Raw genomic sequence first — 20938 nt, forward strand, 5'->3', positions numbered from 1 at the left:
CGAAAACCCCGCGCTGCGCGCGATAGTCGACTCTACAGGGGCTCGTAGTCCACGCCGATCACCGCAAAAGTATGCGGCCCGCTCGGCAGCTCCACCGAGAATTCATCATCCAGCCGTTTCTTCAGCAGCGCACGCGCCAGCGGTGAGTCGATGCTGATCCAGCCCAATCCCGCATCGGTCTCGTCCGGGCCGACGATGCGGTAGCGGCTGGTCTGCCCGCTGTCCACGTTCTCCAGTTCCACCCACGCACCGAAGAACACCGCCTGCGGATCGGTCGGCGTGGTATCGACCACCCGCAGCGACTCCAGCCGCTTGGTCAGGTAGCGAACGCGACGGTCGATCTCGCCCAGCTGCTTCTTGCGGTAGGTGTACTCGGCGTTTTCCGAACGGTCGCCTTCTGCAGCCGCCGCGGCCAGTGCTTTCACCACTTCGGGGCGCCGCACACGCCACAGCTCATCCAGTTCAGCCTTCAACCGTGCATGGCCGGAGGCGGTGATCAGTGCGGTGCTCTTTTCTGCAGGGGGACGCCAACGCGACATATGGTGCGATTTCTTTTCAGGGGAGCGATGGAGGCGTGGGGTCGGATCCCTTTCCACGGGAAAGGGCTCTGACCCCAGCAGGGGCAGCTAGCGTTTGCCGCCGAAAATGCCACCCAGGATGCCGCGCACGATCTGGTTGCCCAGCTTGGTGCCGACCGTGCGCGTGGTCTGCTTGGCCATGGTCTCGATCATGCCCTGGCGGCGCTTGGTGCCGAAGATCGCGTCCTTGATCGACTGGCCGAAGCCACCTTCCTGCGCCTCGTCCTGCTCACGGCTGCGGGCAGCGGGAGCCTCTGCTTTCTCAACCGCCTTCTGCGCACGTTGTGCCAACAGTTCGGCAGCCGATTCGCGGTTGATCGCCGTGTCGTAACGGGTACCGACCGGGCTGCCGGCACGCACCTGGGCGCGCTCGGCCTCGGTGATCGGCCCCATCCGGCAGCGCGGCGGTGCGATCATCGTCTGCTGTACCGGCATCGGCACGCCCTTGTCCTGCAGCGTGGAAACCAGCGCTTCGCCAGTGCCGAGCTGGCTCAGTACCTTCACCACATCCAGTTTCGGATTGGGCACGAAGGTTTCGGCGGCGGTCTTGACCGCCTTCTGGTCGCGCGGGGTGAACGCGCGCAGTGCATGCTGCACGCGGTTGCCCAGCTGGCCGAGGATGTTGCCCGGCACGTCGTCCGGGAACTGCGAGCAGAAATACACGCCCACGCCCTTGGAGCGGATCAACCGCACCACCTGCTCGATGCGCTGCACCAGCGAGGCGGGTGCATCGTCGAACAACAGGTGGGCCTCGTCGAAGATGAAGACCAGCTTCGGCTTGTCCAGGTCGCCCACTTCCGGCAACTGCTCGAACAGCTCCGACAGCAGCCACAGCAGGAAGGTGGAGTACAGCTTGGGCTTGAGCACCAGCTGGTCGGCGGCCAGGATGCCGATCACGCCGCGGCCGTCGTGATTGACCCGCATGACGTCGGCCAGTTCCAGCGCGGGTTCGCCGAAGAAGTTCTCGCCGCCGTCCTGCGCCAGGCGCAGCACCGAACGCTGGATGGCAGCGATCGACTGTGCGCTGACCAGGCCGTACTCGGTGGAGATGTCCTTGCGTTCCTCGGCAACCAGTCCGAGCAAGGCGCGCAGATCGTCCATGTCCAGCAGCAGCAGGCCGCGGTCGTCGGCCAGCTTGAACACGATGTCGAGCACGCCGGCCTGGGTGTCGTTCAACTCGAGGATGCGCGACAGCAGGGTCGGGCCCATTTCGCTGACGGTGGTGCGCACCGGGTGGCCGAGCTTGCCGTACAGGTCCCAGAAAATGGTAGGGCTTGCCGCTGGCGCATAGTCGGCTACGCCGATCTCGGCGGCGCGCGCGAGCAGGTTCTCGGCGCCGGTGCCGGGCACGGCCAGGCCGGATACATCGCCCTTCACATCGGCCAGGAACACCGGCACGCCCAGCCGCGAGAAGCCCTCGGCCAGGGTCATCAGGGTCACGGTCTTGCCGGTACCGGTGGCGCCGGCAACCAGGCCGTGGCGGTTGCCCAGTTTCGGCAGCAGGGTGACGGCAACATCGTCGGTGATGCCTTTGCCGAGCAGAATCGGATCCATGGTCCAGCCCTTGTGGTGAATAGCCCAATGTTAACCGCCGGCGGTGACGGTCCGAAGGTCCGCTTGCCCGGACCTTGGCGGCGCCGCTACTCTGCCTGCCTGTTTCGCACACAGTGCCATCAATGCCCGTTCCTGTCCTGATTTCCCGCGGTTGGCCGCTGCTGGCCCTTGCCGGCCTGGTTTCCCTGGCACCCGATGCCCATGCACAGCGGGTCTCGGCCCGGGACAAGGTGAAGGTGGATGCGCTGCAGCAGCGCATGACCGCCGCCGAGAAGCGCTACAGCGATGCCCTGCTGCTGGTCGCCAATGCCGACCCCAAGGGCAGCAACGAGGCCGATGCCGCGCTGGAGGACATGGAAGATGTCCTCAACGACTGCGTGAAGCAGAAGGGCTGCCAGATGGGCACCCTGCTGGCCAGCTACAAGCGCCTGCTCAAGCACGATGCCGATGCAGCTGCCAGCGATGACGTGGCCGATGAAAGTGGCGACCGCCTGGAAGCCGACCCAGACCATATCGGCCCGCTCACCGCCGACGTGCCCGAGGCGGCCCGCGCCGCTGCGCTGCTGAACGACAAGCGGCACGCCTTCGACAGCATGGTGGAGTACAACCCGGCGGTACAGGCCGGTATCCGCCGCTGGCTGACCGACATGCGCCCGGCGCTGATGACCACCTACGAGAACTACCAGAACCTGCGCGCGGTTATGTGGCCGGAGTGGGAAAAGCGCGGTCTGCCCGAGGCATTGCTGTTCGGCATCATGGCCAAGGAATCCAATGGCCGCGTACATGCCTCTTCGCGTGCCGGTGCCGCCGGCCTGATGCAGTTCATGCCGGCCACTGGCCGCCGCTTCGGCCTGGGCCCGGATGGCACCGGTTTCGACACCCGCTTCGATGCACGCAGTGCCGCAGAAGCCAGTGCCACCTACCTCAACGAGCGCATGCGCGAGCTCAACAACAACGTTGAACTGTCGCTGGCCGGCTACAACGGCGGCGAAGGCCGCGCAGCGCGCGTCTACAAGCAGTACCCGGGGCAGAGCTTCTGGGTGGACAGCGTCTACAACCAGTTCCCGGGCGAAACCAAGGACTACGTGCCGATGGTGATCGCCGCGGCGTGGATCTTCCTGCACCCGCAGCAGTACGGCGTGGAGTTCCCGAAGATCAGCGCGCAGCCGGCCACCATCCGCCTGGCGCGATCCACCACGATCTATGAACTGACCATCTGCCTGGGCAGCCATGGCACCCGCGATGGTTACATGCGCGCGCTGCGCAATCTCAACCCGCGCTATGAGGCTGATGGCTGGATTCCGGCCGGCACGCTGATCAACGCCACTACCCGCATTGCCGGCCTGTACCAGCGCAACTGCGTCAGCGGTCCGCGTGCCGACCTCGCCCGCACCCTGATCACCGCCGATCTGAATGCAGCGATCGTGCGCCCGACCGCCGCCAGCTACACCGGCAGCGTGGCCGTGGGTGGGGTGGTGCCGGTGGCCGATGCGGCCGCATCCACCAGCGTGCCGACCACGCCCGTAGCGCCGGTGGCCACGCCACGTCCGGCTGCGCGGCCGAAGCCGGTGCGCAGCCACAAGGTGGGCAAGGGCGAAACCCTCGGCGCCATCGCCGCGAAGTTCCAGTGCGATGTGCCGACCCTGGCCCGCGCCAACGGCCTGAAAGCCCCGGCCTACAGCCTGCGCCACGGCCAGACGCTGAAGCTGCAGGGCTGCGACAAGTAATCCCCCACGACCCCTGGAACCTGCATGGACCTCGAAGACACCCGCAACCTGTTCGCCAACCTCCGCGAAAACACCGACTGGGACATCAACGGCCCGTTGCTGTGGGGGTACTTCTTCGTCCATTCCAGCGCCGAGCCGCTGCAGGCACTGGCGGATCATCTGCAGGCGCAGGGCTACAGCTTCGTCGAACTGTTCGAACAGGAGCCGGAAGAGGGCGGTGCACCGTTCCATGTGCTGCATGTGGAGCGCGTGGAGATCCACGACGAAGCGTCGCTGGACCGCCGCAACCAGGAGTTCGCGGCGTTGGCTGCGGAAAAGGGTGTGGAAGACTACGACGGCATGGACGTCGGCCCTGCACCGGCCCTGCAGTAACGCGCGTACCAGTAGTGCCGGCCGCTGGCCGGCAATGCTCGACGCGTTGGATCAACGGAGATGCCGGCCAGCGGCCGGCACTAACGGAAGCCTCAGCGCAGCTTCGCCAGGGCCTGGCCCAGCTGCACCGGGCTTTCGGCACCCAGCTGCGGGGCAAACTCGGCCACGCCCGGCGGCAGCAGCACGATCACGGTCGAGCCGTAGTTGAAGCGCGCCATCTCGGCGAAGCGCTCCAGCTGGATGCCCTGGCCGCGGTAGTCCTTGCGGGTGATGCGGTCACCGTAGGCCGGAATTTCTTCGCCGCTCCACACGGTTTCCACGCCGGACACCAGCAGCGCACCGACCATCACGCTGACCATCGGGCCGAAGCTGGTGTCGAAATGGCAGACCAGGCGCTCGTTGCGCGCGAACAGGCGCGGCACGCCGTTGACGGCGGCCGGGCCGACGCTGAACAGGCGGCCGGGCACGTGCACGGTTTCTCGCAGGGTGCCGGTCCACGGCATGTGCACGCGATGGTAGTCGCGCGGCGACAGGTACACGGTGGCGTACAGGCCGTCGTTGTACGGCTTGGCATCCTCGTCACTGCCCAGCAGTTCGGCGGCGGTGAACGACTGGCCCTTGGCCTGGAAGATGCGACCGGCCTCGACCCTGCCGAGCTGGCTGATGCGGCCGTCGGCCGGCATCACCAGGTTGCGCGGATCGGCATCGGCCACGCGCGCGCCCGGCTTCAGTGCACGGGTGAAGAACTGGTTGAAGGTCGCATAGCTGCGCGGGTCCGGATTGGCCGCTTCATCCAGGTTGACATTGAACTTGCGGGTGACCGTGTCGATCAACCAGCGCGACACGCGCGGATCGTCCGAGTACGCCAGCGAACGCGCCATCGAGGACAGCAGGCGGTGGGGCAGGGCGTACGTCAGGGCGGTGGTGAGACTCATGGGGCGGTTTTCTCGGTCAGCTTCTGCAGGTCGCGGGCAATCGCCGGCGCGTTGAACGGGGGCCGCACCAGGCCGGCGAGGCGGCCCTGCGGGTCGAGCACGGCCAGGCTGGCCGAGTGCTCGACGGTATAGTCCTCGGGATTTTCGTCGAAGTGCTTGCCCGGCACCTTCTGGAACACGAAGCCCAACGAGGTGGCAAAGCGCTCCAGCGAGGGCACATCGGCAGTCGCGGCCAGGGTGTCCTTGTGGAAGCCGTGCACGTATTCGCCGAGGCGGGTGGCGCTGTCGCGGTCGGGGTCGACCGAGACGAACAGCACGCGCGGGCGCAGGCTGTCGGGCAGGGCCTCCCACTGGTTCTGGGCGCCGGCCAGCTCGGCCAGGGTGGTCGGGCAGACGTCCGGGCAGAAGGTGAAGCCCAGGAACACCAGGGTCCAGTGGCCCTTCAGCTCGCCCGGAATCAGGCGGGTGCCGTCGGACTGGGCCAGGTTGAAGTCGGGCAGTTCGCGGGCCTGCGGGTACAGGGTGATCGCTTCGGTGGCCGCTGCATTGGCCGGAGGCTTCGGCGCGAACACCTGCTGCGCGGCCAGCAGGCCAAGGCCCGCCGCCAGGGCGACCAGCAGGATGATGCCGGCGTTGCGATTGAACATGGGAGCCCCCGCGCGAAGTGGGCTCCATCATACCGGCTGTGGCCCGATCGTTTCCGCCGCAACGGATGCCGCCACGGGCGCCAGCCCCTATAATCGGGGGCCACTTTGCCCGCAGTACCGCCATGACCGCTGAAACGGCCGCCGAACTCCACACGATCATCGATCTGATCCGCTACGGCACCAGCCGTTTCAACGCTGCCGGGCTGACCTTCGGCCACAGCTACGACAACGCGCTGGATGAAGCGACCCAGCTGGTGCTGCACAGCCTGCACCTGCCGCACGATCTGGGCCCGGCCTACGGCCAAGCGCGTCTGCTGCAGGAGGAGAAGGTGCGCGTGCTGGAACTCTTCCAGCGCCGTATCGACGAGCGCATCCCGGCCGCTTACCTGACCGGTGAAGCCTGGTTCGCTGGCTTGAGCTTCAAGAGCGATACGCGCGCCCTGGTGCCGCGCTCGCCGATCGCCGAACTGATCGAATGCGGCTTCGAGCCGTGGTTGGCTGGCCGCGATGTCAGCCGCGCGCTGGACCTGTGCACCGGTTCGGGCTGCATCGCCATCGCCATGGGGCACTACTACCCGAACTGGGAAGTGGACGGCGTGGACCTCAGCGACGACGCACTTTCGCTGGCCACCGAGAACAAGGAACGCCTGCAGGCGCACAACGTGACCCTGCTCAAGTCGGACCTGTTCAACGGCCTGACCGGCCGCCACTACGACCTTATCGTCACCAACCCGCCGTACGTCACCAACGACGAGACCGATGCCCTGCCGCAGGAGTACTCCTACGAGCCGGACATGGGCCTGCGTGCCGGTGACGACGGCCTGGACCTGGTGCTGAAGATCCTGCGCGACGCGCCGCTCCACCTGAGTGAAGACGGCCTGCTGATCTGTGAAGTGGGCGAGTCCGAGCAGCACCTGATCAAGCTGCTGCCGGAAGTGGATTTCGCCTGGATCGAGTTCAAGGTCGGCCAGATGGGCATCTTCGCGGTCGAATGCCGCGAGCTGATCGCCCACAGCGCGCGCATCACCGAACTGGCGGCGCAGCGCCCGTGAGCTCCAATTCGTTCGGCAAGCTGTTCACCGTCACCACGTTCGGCGAATCGCACGGGCCGGCCATCGGCTGCGTGATCGATGGCTGCCCGCCGGGGCTGGCGCTGGACGCGGCCGAATTCGCCCACGACCTGCAGCGCCGCGCCACCGGCAAGAGCCGGCACACCTCGGCGCGCCGTGAGGCCGATGAGGTCGAGATCCTGTCCGGCGTGTACGAAGGGCTGACCACCGGCACCCCGATCGCACTGCTGATCCGCAACACCGACCAGCGCAGCAAGGATTACGCCAACATCGGCCAGCAGTTCCGCCCGGGCCATGCCGACTACAGCTACTGGCACAAGTACGGCATCCGTGACCCGCGTGGCGGCGGCCGTTCCTCGGCGCGCGAGACCACCATGCGCGTGGCCGCCGGCGTGGTCGCCAAGAAGTGGCTGGCCGAGCGCTTCGGCGTCACCGTGCGCGGCTACCTGTCGCAGCTGGGCGAGATCACCCCGGCCGGTTTCGACTGGTCGGCGGTGGAAGACAACCCGTTCTTCTGGCCGCATGCCGCACAGGTGCCGGAGCTGGAGGCGTACATGGATGCGCTGCGCAAGTCCGGTGATTCGGTCGGCGCGTGCGTGGACGTGGTCGCCGACAACGTGCCGCCCGGCTGGGGCGAGCCGATCTACGGCAAGCTCGACGGTGACCTGGCCGCCGCGTTGATGAGCATCAATGCGGTCAAGGGCGTGGAGATCGGCGACGGTTTCGCCAGCGCCGTGCAGAAGGGCACCGAACACCGTGACCTGCTGACCCCTCAGGGGTTTGCCAGCAACCACGCTGGCGGCATTCTCGGCGGCATTTCCACCGGCCAGCCGGTGGTCGCCTCGATCGTGCTCAAGCCGACCTCCAGCCTGCGCCTGCCCGGCCCGTCGCTGGATACATCCGGCAACGTGGTCGAGGTGGTCACCACCGGTCGCCATGATCCCTGCGTTGGCATTCGCGCCACGCCGATCGCCGAGGCGATGGTGGCGATGGTGCTGATGGACCAGGCTCTGCGCCACCGTGCGCAGTGCGGCGACGTCGGCACCGTCACCCCGCGTATTCCTGGTCAGCTCGATGGCTGACACGCGGCCGACGGTATGGGTGAGCCAGCCGCTGATCGACGCGGCCATCGCGCCGCTGCGCGATCGCGTGCAGCTGCGCAGCACCGACACCGTCACCGCGTGGTCGCCTGAGCAGATCGCCGAACAACTGGCCAGCGCCGACGGCGCGATCATCACCCTCAACGAGCGCATCGGCGCGGCCCAGCTGGCCGATGCCGCGCAGCTGCAGGTGATCGCCAATGTCGGTGTCGGCTACAACAACCTGGACGTCGACGCGCTCAGCGCGGCCGGCATCCTCGCCAGCAACACCCCCGACGTCCTCACCGAAACCACCGCCGATCTCGGCTTTGCGCTGCTGATGGCCACCGCGCGCCGGATCACCGAATCCGAACGTTGGTTGCGCGAGGGGCAGTGGGGCCAGTGGTCGTTCCAGACCATGCTTGGCGCCGACATCCACGGCAGCACGCTGGGCATCCTTGGCATGGGCCGCATCGGCCAGGGCATCGCCCGCCGCGGTGCGCACGGTTTTGGCATGAAGGTGCTTTACCACAACCGTTCGCGCCTGCCGGCCGACACCGAGGCCGCTGTCGGCGCTTCGTATGTGGATCTGGATACGCTGCTGGCGCAGGCCGATCACCTGATCACGGTGCTGCCTTATTCGCCGTCCTCGCATCACATCATCGATGCAGCTGCACTGGCGAAGATGAAGTCGACGGCCACGCTGGTGAACATCGCCCGCGGCGGCATCGTCGACGAACTGGCACTGGCCGACGCACTGGCCAATGGCCGCCTCGCCGCTGCCGGGCTGGATGTGTACGAAGGCGAGCCGACGGTGCGTCCGGAACTGCTGGCGCTGCGCAACGTGGTGCTGACCCCGCATATCGGCAGTGCCTCGCTGGCCACGCGCACGGCGATGGTACAGCTGGCGGTGGATAATCTGCTCGCCGGGCTTGGCCTGGACGGCGCCCCATCGCGCATGCCAAGCGCGATCAACGCTGACGCGGCAATAGCCGCGCGCGTGACGCTGGGCAAAAAAACCGGGAAACGATAGGGAGCCTCCGTGCGTGCCGCTTGAGGAGGTTCCCCGAACCCAGCTGTCGTGCGTGATTTTTCCCCATCCCTGTTTTCGTGAGAGTTTCCCCCATGAGCAATGCACAACGCAGCTTCCACGTCGCCATCGTCGGCGCCACCGGTGCGGTCGGCGAGACCATGCTGGCCATCCTGGCCGAGCGCGATTTCCCGGTCGGAACCCTGAGCGTCCTGGCCTCCGAGCGTTCGGCCGGCGGCGAGATCGAGTTCAACGGCCAGAAGGTCAAGGTCCAGGACCTGGCAACCTTCGACCCGAGCGGCGTCGAGATCGCCCTGTTCTCGGCCGGTGGCAGCGTGTCCAAGGAATACGCGCCGAAGTTCGCCGCCGCCGGTGCGGTGGTGATCGACAATTCCTCTGCCTTCCGTTACGACGATGACGTGCCGCTGGTGGTGTCCGAGGTCAATCCAGAGCAGGTCGCCAACCGTCCGCGCGGCATCATCGCCAACCCGAACTGCTCGACCATGCAGATGCTGGTGGCGTTGGCGCCGCTGCACCGCAAGTACGGCATCGAGCGCATCAACGTGTCCACCTACCAGTCGGTATCCGGCGGTGGCCGTTCGGCACTGGAAGAACTGGGCAAGCAGACCGGCCAGCTGCTGAGCTTCCAGGAAATCGATCCGCAGCGCTTCCCGGTGCAGATCGCCTTCAACCTGATCCCGCACATCGACGACTTCCAGGACAACGGCTTCACCAAGGAAGAAATGAAGCTGGTCTGGGAAACCCGCAAGATCCTCGGCGACGACAGCATCCTGGTGAACCCGACTGCAGTGCGCGTGCCGGTGTTCTATGGTCACTCCGAGTCGGTAGCGATCGAAACCCGTGACAAGGTGACCGTCGCCGAAGCACGCGCGCTGCTGGAGCAGTCGCCGGGCATCGAAGTGGTCGATCGCCACGAGGCTGGCGGCTACCCGACTCCGGTCACGCATGCGTCGGGCACCGACGCGGTGTACGTCGGCCGCATCCGTGAGGACCTGTCGCATCCGCGCGGCCTGAACCTGTGGATCGTGTCGGACAACGTGCGCAAGGGCGCGGCCCTGAACGCCGTGCAGCTGGCCGAGCTGGTCGCTGCCGAACAGCGCTGATCACATCGGTTGCCTCACCGGTAGTGCCGGCCGCTGGCCGGCATTGCCCTGATCCACCAGCTGAAGGGATTGCCGGCCAGCGGCCGGCACTACCTCAAGGGTCTTTCCGGTGGGTGCGGACTCCGGTCCGCACGCTTTATAGTGTCGCCCATGAATAAACGGGCCAAGGGCGCAAAGCGCCCGCTCAGCTATCTTTCCGCCGCGCTGCTGGCCCTGGCCAGCAGTTCGGCGCTTGCCCTGGGCTTGGGTGACATCCGTGTCCTGTCCAAGCCGGGCCAGCCACTGCTGGCAGAAATCCCGGTGGTCTCGGCCGACCCGTCCGAACTGGAAAACCTGCGCGTGGCGCTGGCCTCACCGGTCACCTTCGAACGCGTAGGCCTGCAACGGCCAACCGGGCTGGTCAGCGAGCTGCAGTTCGAACTGACCCGCAATGCACAGGGCAGGGCTGTGGTGCGGGTGACCTCGCAGGCACCGGTCGAGACCCCGTCGCTGAGCTTCCTGATCGAGGCCGACTGGGGCCAGGGCCGGCTGGTGCGCAAGTACTCGGCGCTGGTCGATGCACCGTCCAGTGCGCTGGTCGATGCACCGTCCAGTGCGCTGGCCGTGGCCGAACCGGAGATCGTTGCTCCTGCAGGCACCCTGTCCAACACCATCACGCGCGACGCGGCGCCTGAGCCTGCAGCAGCCGAAACGGCAAGCGTGCCAGCGCCCGTGCGTGCATCCACCGCTGCGCCGGTGCCGGCTCGCCCGCGTACAGCAGCCACACCTGTTGCCGCGCCGTCAGCCGATGGCAGCGTCACCGTGCAGCGCGGGCAGACCCTGTCGCAGATCGCCGGCGCGGTGGCACGTGGCAACCAGATCAGCCGCGACCGCGCGATGATCGCCCTGCTGCGCGCCAATCCCGAAGCCTTCATCCGGGGCAACGTGAACCTGCTCAAGCAGGGCGCGGTGCTGCGCATGCCGGGCAGTGATGCGCTGGCAGCCGTCGATGCCGCCGAGGCCGCTGCGCTGGTGCGCGAGCACGCCGCGCAATGGCGGCAGGCGCGTACCGTGCCGCAACCCGCGGGCACGGTCGCCCCGGTCGCCAAGGCGGTCGCGGCCACCGATTCCTCCCCGGCTGCGGCCAACGGGGCACGACTTGAGATCGCTCCGGCGCTGGCGTCCGACGCCGCGCGTGCGGGCACAACCACCGGCACCGCTGCCGGCAGCGAGGGTGACATGCTGGGCAACGAACAACTGCGCCAGGCGCGTGAGGACATCGCCACCCGCGATGCCGAGATCGGCGAGCTCAAGCAGCGCGTGGCCGACCTGGAAGCGCTGAAGCAGCAGCAGCAGTCGCTGATTGCCATGAAGGACAACGATCTGGCCGCCGCGCAGCAACGCCTCGCGCAGGCCCCCGGTGCCCGCGACGCAGCAACGCCATGGTACTGGCTGGGCCTGCCGGTGCTGCTGCTGGCGGCCGCTGCGGCGTGGCTGCTGCGCCGTCGCAAGCCGTCGCCATTGCCGCCGTTGCGTGAAGAAGACGATGCCACCGGGCTTGCTGCGGCGGTTCCGGCTGGAGCCGCGCTGGATACCCTGGCCGAGCAGTCTTCATGGTCGTCGGTGGTTGCCGAAGGGGGCCGCCAGGAGCCGGCGATGCCAGCTTGGGCAACCGAAACCGAGCTCGAAACGCATGACCCGTCGCATGCCGAGCCGACGGCCGATCACGCAGTGCAGGCCGACTGGCAGGTCGGGACGCTGCGCGCAGAGGATGTGGTGGAGCTGCCTGCGGCAGTGACCGAACAGCCGCGCTGGGACGAGCCAGCGTCCGGACATGACGACGGGCTTGTCGTCGAACAGCACCCTGACGAACCGGCGGTGCAGGAAGCCGCTGCCGACGTCGGTGTGCCGGACTATGCGCTGCACGCCGAACAACAGCCGCAGTTCCGTGGCGTATTTGACCTGCCGGCGGAGTCGCATGAGGTCGAGGCCGTGGTCGACCGCGTCCACCATGACCGCATCGACAACGCGCACACTGATGACGTCGCTACGACGGATGGCGCACCCACCAACGATGCTGGCTGGTCACCGCGTGCTGGCCAGGAGCGCCTGGAACTGGCCATCGCCTATCTCGACCTGGGTGACGCACAGACCGCGCGTACCCTGCTGCTGGAAGTCGCCGAAGGCGGCGACCTGCACAGCCAGGCACAGGCCCGGGAACTGCTGGCCCGCCTGCCGTGACCGAACCTGCCGACAAGGACTGTGCCATGAGCCGCGAGCGCCGCATCGATTACGTTGAATTCGCTTCCAGCGATCCGGCCGCCAGCCGTGCTTTCTTCGAGAAGGTGTTTGGCTGGTCATTCGTCGACTACGGCAGCGATTACACCGCCTTCGACGACGGCCGCCTGCAGGGCGGTTTCTTCCGCGGCCAGCCACAGCGGGCCACGGACGGTGGCGCACCGCTGCTGGTGCTGTATGCCGATCAGCTGGCGCCGGTCGAAGCGGCCGTGCGTGATGCCGGCGGCGCGATCGTGCGCCCGGTGTTCTCTTTCCCCGGCGGCAGCCGCTTCCAGTTCGTCGAGCCCGGTGGCAATGAACTGGCGGTCTGGTCCGAACGCGACCCGGCCTGAGCGTCACCCCCTCCGCAACTTCGAGGTAGCACATGCGTTACGCGCTTGGCGTCGAGTATGACGGCAGCGATTTCAGGGGCTGGCAGAACCTGGGCGAAGGTGGTCCCAGCGTGCAGGCCAGCCTTGAACAGGCCTTGTCCTCGGTGGCGGACACGCCGCTGCAGGTGGTCTGTGCCGGTCGTACCGATGCCGGTGTGCACGGCCAATGCCAGGTCGTGCATTTCGATACCGATGTGGTGCGCGATCCGCGCGCCTGGATGCTGGGCACCACCACCCGTCTGCCGCGTTCAATCGCAGTGCGCTGGTGTGTTCCGGTCGCCGACGATTTCCATGCCCGTTTCTCGGCGCGCGCGCGCCGCTACCGCTACCGACTGCTCAACCGTGAAGTGCGGCCGGCGCTCGAGCGGCAGACCCTGAGCTGGGAGCGGCGTGCGCTGGACGAGACGCTCATGCACACCGCCGGACAGGCCCTGCTCGGTGAGAACGACTTCAGTGCATTCCGCTCGGTCCAGTGCCAGGCGCTGCACGCGCGGCGTGAGCTGCAGTCGCTGCAGGTCAGCCGCCACGGCGAGGTGATCGAAGTCTCAGTACAGGGCAATGCATTCCTTCATCACATGGTCCGCAATATCGTCGGTTCGTTGATCCTGGTGGGCAGCGGCGAAAAACCGGTGGAATGGATCGCTGAACTGCTGGCCGGGCGTGATCGAACCGTAGCCGGTCCCACCGCACCGCCGCAGGGCCTGGTGTTCCTTGGGCCCCTGTACCCCGACAACTGGCATCTGCCCGCCGAGGTCACGCTATGAGCCGTTCCTACTACCGTACGCGCATCAAGTTCTGTGGCATGACCCGTGCCGGCGACGTCCGCCTGGCCGGTGAGCTGGGCGTGGACGCAGTGGGTTTCATCTTTGCCCGCGAGAGCAGTCGCCGGGTCGCTCCGGCCGAAGCGCGCGCGATGCGCCAGGCGATCGCACCGATGGTCGACGTGGTGGCGCTGTTCCGCAACAACAGCAAGGAAGAGGTGCGTGAGGTGCTGCGCACGGTGCGGCCGACCCTGCTGCAGTTCCACGGTGAGGAAGACGAGAGCTTCTGCCGCAGCTTCAACATGCCGTACCTGAAGGCGATCGCCATGGGCGGGCGTGAAGAGGTCAACGCACGCACCCTGCAGCTGCGCTACCCCAGCGCAGCCGGCTTCCTGTTCGACAGCCATGCGCCGGGCGGCGGTGGCGGTACCGGCGTGGCGTTCGACTGGAGCCGCGTCCCGACCGGACTGCACCGTCCGTTCCTGCTGGCCGGAGGCCTGAACCCGGAAAACGTCTACGACGCCGTGCTGGCGACGCTGCCGTGGGGCGTGGACGTCTCCAGCGGCATCGAACTGGAGCCGGGCATCAAGGACGGCTACAAGATGCGCACCTTCGTCGAGGAAGTGCGCCGCGCCGATTGCACCGTTCTGGAGTGATCCGCGTCACCTGAGGGGGGCGCCCGGAATGTCATCGGCGACGGTGCATTCCGCCGGGTCTGTCTCCTTGGCGGGTGTGCGTAGCCTGCGAGCCTGGCCTGTAGCGCGCCGCGCCTTGAAGGCGGGCGCCTCCTGAATGCGACGAGCATCACGCTTTCGGCTGATTCAGGTTCCAGCGCCAAAAAGTCGACAGCCCCCAAACATCTGATCGGACACAATTCGCCCAGCCTGTCACGGTTGGGTGCGACGCTGCGTGCGTGTCGCTGGCAGCACCCTCGATATACGCCTTACCTTTCCAACGAGGACGCAATGGATATGCCCCATCTCTCTTCCCGCCGTATCCGCCTGGCCCGCCTGGCGATCGTGCCCGGCCTGCTGCTTGCCCTGGGCGCGTGTGCGGCCGGTGACTCATCCGCCCCGGGCACATCGGCACCGGCTGCTGCCACACCGGCAGCCGCACCTGCTACGGCACCGGCCACGGCTCCGGCGGCAGCACCGGCTGCCGACGGCCTGGCTGCGCTGATCCAGGCCAGCGGTGTGAAATGCAGCAACGCGAGTACAGGCAGCGGCTGCACGGCCGGCGATGTGGACAGCGGTGATTTCTACGATGTCGAATTGTCGCCGGACTGTGGCGACCAGGGTTTCTTCGCTGGCGTGGCCGACGCCAAGGGCGTGGAGACATTGAATGCGGTGCCATCCACCGGCAGCAAGGTCAGCGTGACCGCGAAGCTGTCGAAGGGGCAGCTGGTCTGTGTGCAGGGCATCGGGCGCACCGGACAGAATCCGCTGTTCTATTACGTCGTTGCGGTTCCCGCTGCGACGGTCGACAAGTGCAAGGGAAACACATTGTGTGACACCTATGGCGACAGGCCGATCACTGGCCTGGCGAGCACGGGGGGCGAGGCCTGCCATGCGGCGGCGCCGGGACATTACGCCGGGAACTGCGCACAGGGCTGGGTCAGTGCTGACGTGCTCGACGTGTTTTCCAACGGAATGTAATCACCGCCAGGGGAGCGGTCCAATCAACCACTGGCAAAGGAACAGCTCATGTCGGATCCAAAAATCACCCGGCTGGTCAGCAGCGTAGGTACCACGCGCACGCTGGAAATGGACGATGGCAGCGTCGTCGAACGATCAGGTGGCAGCGTCTCGTGGCGCAACAACAATCCTGGCAATCTCAAGTTCGAATTCGCCGGCAGCGCGGACAAAACGGTCACCAATCCGCGTACCCGCGAGCAGGCACTGGAATCGGCGCAGGGGCGCTACAAGGGCGTGGTCGATCTCGACCAGTGGGGCAACGCGGTTTTCGAGAGCTATGAAGCCGGCCGGGTGGCGAAGATCCAGCTGCTCGAACGTCGGTTCGGCGACAAGACCGTAGAGGAAATGCTGCCGAGCTACTCCACGAAGGATTACAGCGGCACCACCCACCACAAGGAACAGGCGGCCACCATCTATGCCGAGGGCGATCGCCAGGGTGTCGACCTGCGCTCGAAGACCGTCGGCCAGATGAGCGTGCGCGAGCGCGAGGTGCTGGCAGACGGCATCCGCCGTTTCGAGGGCTGGCAGCCGGGTGAGGTCGCCACGTTGCAGCAACCCACGCGCACTCAGTCGGCCGCGCCCGTGCAGACACAGACCCAGGCGCAGGTGCAGTCGCCTTCGGCGACGGCGCCCGCTGTGGGCCAGGCCGCGGCTGCAGTCGGCAGTGCCGCGGTCTACAACGAGGCCTATCAGCATTTCATGGCCTCGGGTCGCCAGTACGAATACGGGCGCCCGGACCATCCACGTCCCGGGCGCGACAGCAGCCGGCTGGAGCGTGACCTCGATGGTGACGGACGCTTCGGCGTGGATTGCTCGGCATTCGTATGGCGCGGCCTGAAGAACGCGGGTTACAACGTGCGCGGCGAGAATGCTGCCGGGTTCACTACTTCGACGCTGTTCAATGGTGCGAACACCACGGCTTACGCACGCGAGCATTTCGATGTGACCCCGGCTGCCGAAGCACGCAAGCCGAACGGATCGCTGAAGCAGGGCGACATCCTGATGTTCTCCTCGTCGCAGGGCCAGCATGTCGGCATTTTCAAAGGCTACGATGCGCAGGGAAACATCCAGTTCATCGGATCACAGGGAAGCACCGGGCCGGCCGAAGTCACCATCCGGCCGGGCGGGTACTGGGATGGCGGAAGCACCCGCATCGTTGGTGCGCTGACACCGAAGCCGGAATTCCAGGTGCGCGCGCCGCTGCACGGCAGTGGCGAACCTGCGCCGTCCCGGCCTGCCGCCAGCGTGCAGCCGGCTGCATCGCACCCGGCGGCCGGCGAGGTGATGAAGCATGGGCAGCGCGGCACCGACGTGCAGGCGTTGCAGCAGACTCTCAACCAGCTCGGCGTGCGTGATGCGCAGGGCCATCGATTGTCAGAGGATGGCCGTTTCGGTGACCACACCCGCGAAGCGGTGATCGCGCTCCAGAAACAGCAGGGGCTGGTGGCCGATGGAATTGTCGGTCGCCAGACCACTGCCGCACTGGCGGCGGGCCGTGTGCAGGGCCATGAACCTGCAGCGGCTGTGCCGAAGGGGCCGTCGCTGAACGATGCATCACATCCGGACCACGGACTGCACAACGCCGTCCGCAGCAAGCTTCCCAGCGTGTTCTCCGAAGAAGCTGCGGCCAATATCACGCTGCATGCAAAGCAGAACGGTATCGACGCGGCCGACAAGCTGCAGAGCATCACGGTGCAGGATGGCAAGGCGTTCGTGATGGGCACGACGCCGGGTTTCCGCACCGCGGTCGACCTGGCCCAGGCGCCACCGTCGCTGGAGCAGACCAGTGCCAAGCTGCTTGCAGATCCGTCGCATCAGCAGCAGGTGCATGAGGAGCAGCAGCGGGTCGCGATGGGCGGTCGCTGAGGAATGTGTTGCCGGCTCCGGGTGGTGAATGCCGCCCGGGGCCTCGCCTCATCGCAGTTGCGCTGCTGCCCAGTCGGCCAGGGCATCCACGCGCGCATCGACCGGGCCGTCCGGCCGCGCCAGTACCCAGAAGCCACCCGTGGCGGCAAATCCCCACGGCGCGACCAGCCGGCCCGCCGCCAGATCCTCCGCGACCAGCGGCTCGGGCGCGATCGCAGGGCCCAGCCCGGCCACAGCCGCCTCAAGCAGGTAGTACAGGTGCTCGAAAGCAGTGCCCAGCTGCAGTCTGGACGTTTCCAGGCCGTGCGCCTGCGCCCACGCCGGCCACGCCTGTGGCCGTGAGCTGGTGTGCAGCAGTGTCTCCTTCAGCAGTGCAGACGGCGGCACGTTGCGCAGGCGCAGTGCCGCCGGATGCGAGGGGGCCACCACCACGCCGACCCGTTCCGCTGCCAGTTCGCGCACCTGCCAACCGCGTGGCCACGGTCCCTGTGCAAGCAGCAGCACCGCATCCAGTGCCGCCTGCGCCTCGGTGAAGCTGCCGTCCAGCGCCGACCATTGCAGGCGCACGCCGGGCAAGGCGGCCTGCAGCGCGGGCAGGCGCGGGATCATCCAGCGCGCGAGCACGCTGCCACTGCAACCCAGGACCAGTACCGGAGAGGCCGCGGGTCGTCCCAGCTCGCGCACGCAGTCCTCGATGCCGGTGAAGGCTTCGCTGCAGGCGGCCTGTAGAAGGATGCCCGCAGTGGTCAGGCGCAGGCCACGGCCGGCACGCTGGAACAGCGCCAGGCCGAGGTGGTCTTCCAGCAGCTTCAGCTGCCGGCTGACCGCACCGTGGGTGACGTGCAGGTCCTGTGCAGCGCGGCCAACCCCGCCCAGACGGGCGGTGGCCTCGAAGGCGCGCAGCGCATTGAGCGGTGGCAGCAGGGAGCGGCTCATGTGAGATTTCCTGACGATATACGCGAGATAATATCGATTTTCCGGTCACGACCCGTGCGCTAGAGTATCAACCTGTCTCGAACCAGCGGTCGCTTCCATGTCTGCCTCCCCCATTGCCGACTACCACGCCTTCCCGGATGCCCAGGGCCACTTCGGCCGCTACGGCGGCAGCTTCGTCGCCGAAACCCTGGTCGGCCCGCTGCAGGAACTGGCCCAGGCCTATGACCAGGCCCGCCAGGATCCGGAATTCCAGCTGGCCTACGACCGCGACCTGGCCCATTACGTGGGCCGGCCGAGCCCGATCTACCACGCGCAGCGCCTGAGCGACCATGTCGGCGGCGCGCAGATCCTGCTCAAGCGCGAGGACCTGAACCACACCGGCGCGCACAAGATCAACAACACCATCGGCCAGGCGCTGCTGGCGGCGCGGATGGGCAAGAAGCGCATCATCGCCGAGACCGGCGCAGGCCAACATGGCGTGGCCAGTGCCACCGTCGCCGCACGGCTGGGCCTGGAATGCGTGGTGTACATGGGCGCCACCGACATCGAGCGGCAGAAGATCAATGTCTACCGCATGAAGCTGCTGGGCGCGACGGTGGTGCCGGTCACCTCCGGCTCGGCCACCCTGAAGGATGCGCTCAACGAAGCGATGCGCGACTGGGTGACCAATGTGCAGGACACCTTCTACATCATCGGTACAGTCGCCGGCCCGGATCCCTATCCGCGCATGGTGCGCGATTTCAACGCCATCGTCGGCCGCGAAGCACGCGAGCAGATGCTGGCCGAGTACGGCCGCCTGCCCGATGCGATCACCGCCTGCGTCGGCGGCGGCAGCAACGCGATCGGCCTGTTCCATGCCTTCCTCAATGATCGTCAGGTCGAAATCGTCGGTGCCGAAGCGGCCGGTGATGGTATCCATACCGGTCGCCATGCGGCCTCGATTGCTGCCGGTCGCCCCGGGGTACTGCATGGCAACCGCACCTACGTGCTGTGCGACGACGACGGCCAGATCATCGAGACCCATTCGGTGTCGGCCGGCCTGGACTACCCGGGCGTCGGCCCGGAGCACGCGTTCCTGGCCGACAGCGGCCGCGCGCGCTACCTGGGCATCACCGATGAGGAGGCCCTGCAGGCCTTCCATCTGCTGGCGCACACCGAGGGCATCCTGCCGGCGCTGGAATCCAGCCACGCGTTGGCGCAGGCGATGAAGCTGGCACGCGAGCGTCCGCGCGATCAGATCGTGCTGTGCAACCTGTCCGGCCGTGGTGACAAGGATGTGCACACCATCGCCGCGCGCGAAGGCCTGGTGCTGTGAGCACGCGTCTGCGAAGCAGCGGCGTGCTTCTGCTGGCCTTCGGCCTGGCGGCATGCCAGCCGCCGGAACCGCCGGTGCTGGCACCGGCGGCCAAGGCCACCACGCAACCGGTGCAGCAACCGGCGGCCAATGATGACCTCGACCCGATGGCGCGCACGCCGATCGACGATCCGCCCTCCACGGAAGAGACCAACAGCGATGACGCGCCGGCGGTGGTCTCGGTGGCGCTGGACCATGCCGGCGAGGTGCTGATCGGACAACACATGACGGATCTGAAGGCATTCGGGCCGTGGACGGCACAAGGAGCGGTCGAAGCGCTCGGCGGAAGCTGCGAGTACTACGACGGCAAGGGGCTGCCGCCCGGCGTGTCGATGATGACCGACGAAGATCGCGTGGTCCGTTTCGACCTCGGCCTGGATCCGGAGAGCGGGGCGCCGACCCAGCAGCCGGGCCCGTTCGGCCTGCGCGTCGGCATGACCCGCGCCCAGGCGGTTGCCCGGTTTCCGAAGCCGCCTGTGTCCAGCCCGCATGCCTACGATGGCGAGCAGGGCGAGTACCTGACCTGGCAGGACCCGGGCTCGGCCCTTGGCATCCGCGTGGAACTGTTTGAAGGGAGGGTCATCCAGATGTACTGGGGGACCAGCGATGCGATTGAACTGATTGAAGGATGTGCCTGAGATGCCTGTTTCCCGACTCGATGCCTGTTTCCAGCGCCTGCGCGCGCAGCAGCGCAAGGCGCTGATCCCTTTCATCACGGCAGGTGATCCCTCGCTGGAGGCGACCGTGCCGGTGATGCATGCACTGGTCGGAGCCGGTGCCGATGTGATTGAGCTGGGCGTGCCGTTCTCCGACCCGATGGCCGACGGCCCGACCATCCAGCGCAGCTCCGAGCGCGCGCTGGCACGCGGTGCTGGCAGCCGTTACGTGCTGCGGGCGGTGGCGCAGTTCCGCGAGCGCGACGCGCAGACCCCGGTGGTACTGATGGGCTACCTGAACCCGGTGGAGATCCATGGCTACGCAGCATTCGCCAGGAACGCCGTGGACGCCGGTGTCGATGGAGTGCTGCTGGTCGACCTGCCGCCGGAAGAAGCCGGTGAGGCGCAGCAGGCCTTCGATGCTGCCGGCCTGGCGCTGGTGCTGCTGGCCTCGCCGACCACCAGCGAGGCACGTGCCGACAAGCTGCTGGCATTGGCGCGTGGTTACCTTTACTACGTCAGCTTCGCTGGCGTCACCGGTGCCTCCGAGCGGCTGGACAGCGATGCCGCAAGCGCTCGGCTGCAGGCCCTGCGCACGCGCGCATCGGTGCCGGTGGTGGCAGGTTTCGGCATCAAGGATGCAGCCAGTGCTGCGGCCATGGCCCGCCAGGCCGATGGCGTGGTGGTCGGCAGCGCGCTGGTCGCCGCGCTGGCTGAGGCGGGCTCGGTGGAACAGGCCGCGCAGCGTGCCGCTGCCTTCCTGGCCCCGCTGCGGCAGGCATTGGACCAGTAACGGTAGCGCCGGGCCATGCCCGGCGGTGCCGGCCGCAAGGGGATCCGCCGGGCATGGCCCGGCACTACCCGCGCGGCGTTGCCGCGCTAAACGTACGTCCCAGCATGGTTTTTC

20 protein-coding genes are annotated in these 20938 nt (G+C 67.3%); 15 read left to right on the forward strand and 5 right to left on the reverse strand.

The features are described from left to right. Positions 1-32 precede the first annotated feature (32 nt). Both greB and DI041_RS11825 read right to left on the reverse strand, forming a co-directional pair. A complete protein-coding gene (gene greB / locus DI041_RS11820) occupies positions 33-539 on the reverse strand; it encodes a transcription elongation factor GreB (RefSeq protein WP_006381559.1) in 507 nt (168 codons plus the stop codon). A gap of 87 nt (positions 540-626) precedes the next feature. Continuing rightward, complete coding sequence (locus tag DI041_RS11825) at positions 627-2132, reverse strand: helicase HerA-like domain-containing protein (protein WP_136639371.1); 1506 nt, start codon at positions 2130-2132, stop codon at positions 627-629. A 122-nt stretch (positions 2133-2254) separates the two neighbouring features. Here DI041_RS11825 and DI041_RS11830 point away from each other — a divergent pair, with 122 nt between their 5' ends. Next, the gene (locus DI041_RS11830) at positions 2255-3859 is read left to right on the forward strand and encodes a transglycosylase SLT domain-containing protein (RefSeq protein WP_136639372.1); all 1605 of its coding nucleotides are present in this window, start codon (positions 2255-2257) and stop codon (positions 3857-3859) included. A gap of 24 nt (positions 3860-3883) precedes the next feature. Then, entirely contained in the window at positions 3884-4231 is a 348-nt protein-coding gene (locus DI041_RS11835; protein ID WP_136639373.1) for a ribonuclease E inhibitor RraB, read from the forward strand. Between the two features lie 92 nt (positions 4232-4323). On the opposite strand, the gene asd is transcribed toward DI041_RS11835, so the two are convergent. Both asd and DI041_RS11845 read right to left on the reverse strand, forming a co-directional pair. Continuing rightward, positions 4324-5166 carry an archaetidylserine decarboxylase gene (asd, locus tag DI041_RS11840; RefSeq protein WP_136639374.1) on the reverse strand — a complete coding sequence of 281 codons (843 nt, stop codon included), beginning with the start codon at positions 5164-5166 and terminating at the stop codon, positions 4324-4326. Further along, positions 5163-5813, reverse strand: coding sequence for an SCO family protein (locus DI041_RS11845; protein WP_136639375.1), 651 nt, complete (start codon positions 5811-5813; stop codon positions 5163-5165). Before DI041_RS11845 ends, asd begins: the two co-directional genes overlap by 4 nt. Before the next feature lie 122 nt (positions 5814-5935). Here DI041_RS11845 and prmB point away from each other — a divergent pair, with 122 nt between their 5' ends. From prmB to DI041_RS11895, 10 genes are all read left to right on the forward strand, one after another. Beyond that, positions 5936-6865: a 50S ribosomal protein L3 N(5)-glutamine methyltransferase gene (prmB, locus tag DI041_RS11850; RefSeq protein WP_136639376.1), complete on the forward strand. Its 930-nt coding sequence runs from the start codon at positions 5936-5938 to the stop codon at positions 6863-6865. After that, positions 6862-7965: a chorismate synthase gene (aroC, locus tag DI041_RS11855; protein WP_136639377.1), complete on the forward strand. Its 1104-nt coding sequence runs from the start codon at positions 6862-6864 to the stop codon at positions 7963-7965. Before prmB ends, aroC begins: the two co-directional genes overlap by 4 nt. Further along, positions 7958-8995 (forward strand): 2-hydroxyacid dehydrogenase, encoded by a 1038-nt coding sequence (locus DI041_RS11860; RefSeq protein ID WP_136639378.1) that lies wholly within the window; start codon positions 7958-7960, stop codon positions 8993-8995. The genes aroC and DI041_RS11860 overlap by 8 nt, the downstream gene beginning before the upstream one ends. A gap of 92 nt (positions 8996-9087) precedes the next feature. Then, on the forward strand, positions 9088-10116 hold the full coding sequence (locus tag DI041_RS11865; RefSeq protein ID WP_136639379.1) for an aspartate-semialdehyde dehydrogenase: 1029 nt from the start codon (positions 9088-9090) through the stop codon (positions 10114-10116). Positions 10117-10266: 150 nt separating this feature from the next. Beyond that, positions 10267-12336: a FimV/HubP family polar landmark protein gene (locus DI041_RS11870; protein ID WP_136639380.1), complete on the forward strand. Its 2070-nt coding sequence runs from the start codon at positions 10267-10269 to the stop codon at positions 12334-12336. A gap of 26 nt (positions 12337-12362) precedes the next feature. Then, positions 12363-12725, forward strand: coding sequence for a VOC family protein (locus DI041_RS11875; protein WP_006381353.1), 363 nt, complete (start codon positions 12363-12365; stop codon positions 12723-12725). A 32-nt stretch (positions 12726-12757) separates the two neighbouring features. Continuing rightward, the gene (gene truA, locus DI041_RS11880) at positions 12758-13528 is read left to right on the forward strand and encodes a tRNA pseudouridine(38-40) synthase TruA (RefSeq protein ID WP_136639381.1); all 771 of its coding nucleotides are present in this window, start codon (positions 12758-12760) and stop codon (positions 13526-13528) included. Beyond that, a complete protein-coding gene (locus tag DI041_RS11885; RefSeq protein WP_135274607.1) occupies positions 13525-14181 on the forward strand; it encodes a phosphoribosylanthranilate isomerase in 657 nt (218 codons plus the stop codon). The genes truA and DI041_RS11885 overlap by 4 nt, the downstream gene beginning before the upstream one ends. Before the next feature lie 309 nt (positions 14182-14490). After that, a complete protein-coding gene (locus DI041_RS11890; protein ID WP_136639382.1) occupies positions 14491-15180 on the forward strand; it encodes a hypothetical protein in 690 nt (229 codons plus the stop codon). Positions 15181-15228: 48 nt separating this feature from the next. Further along, the gene (locus DI041_RS11895) at positions 15229-17085 is read left to right on the forward strand and encodes a C40 family peptidase (RefSeq protein ID WP_136639383.1); all 1857 of its coding nucleotides are present in this window, start codon (positions 15229-15231) and stop codon (positions 17083-17085) included. A gap of 48 nt (positions 17086-17133) precedes the next feature. Here the strand turns inward: DI041_RS11895 and DI041_RS11900 are convergent, their stop codons facing one another. Next, entirely contained in the window at positions 17134-18021 is an 888-nt protein-coding gene (locus tag DI041_RS11900; protein WP_136639384.1) for a LysR family transcriptional regulator, read from the reverse strand. Positions 18022-18118: 97 nt separating this feature from the next. Here DI041_RS11900 and trpB point away from each other — a divergent pair, with 97 nt between their 5' ends. The 3 genes from trpB to trpA are packed head-to-tail and all read left to right on the forward strand — an operon-like array spanning position 18119 to position 20824. Continuing rightward, a complete protein-coding gene (trpB, locus tag DI041_RS11905) occupies positions 18119-19336 on the forward strand; it encodes a tryptophan synthase subunit beta (RefSeq protein ID WP_006381255.1) in 1218 nt (405 codons plus the stop codon). Continuing rightward, positions 19333-20013: a hypothetical protein gene (locus DI041_RS11910; protein WP_136639385.1), complete on the forward strand. Its 681-nt coding sequence runs from the start codon at positions 19333-19335 to the stop codon at positions 20011-20013. Before trpB ends, DI041_RS11910 begins: the two co-directional genes overlap by 4 nt. 1 nt (position 20014) lies before the next feature. Beyond that, positions 20015-20824 carry a tryptophan synthase subunit alpha gene (gene trpA / locus DI041_RS11915; RefSeq protein WP_136639386.1) on the forward strand — a complete coding sequence of 270 codons (810 nt, stop codon included), beginning with the start codon at positions 20015-20017 and terminating at the stop codon, positions 20822-20824. Positions 20825-20938: the final 114 nt, after the last annotated feature.

The sequence above is a fragment of the Stenotrophomonas maltophilia genome, assembly GCF_004920835.1.
In the GTDB taxonomy this organism is placed as follows: Bacteria; Pseudomonadota; Gammaproteobacteria; order Xanthomonadales; family Xanthomonadaceae; genus Stenotrophomonas; species Stenotrophomonas maltophilia_AQ.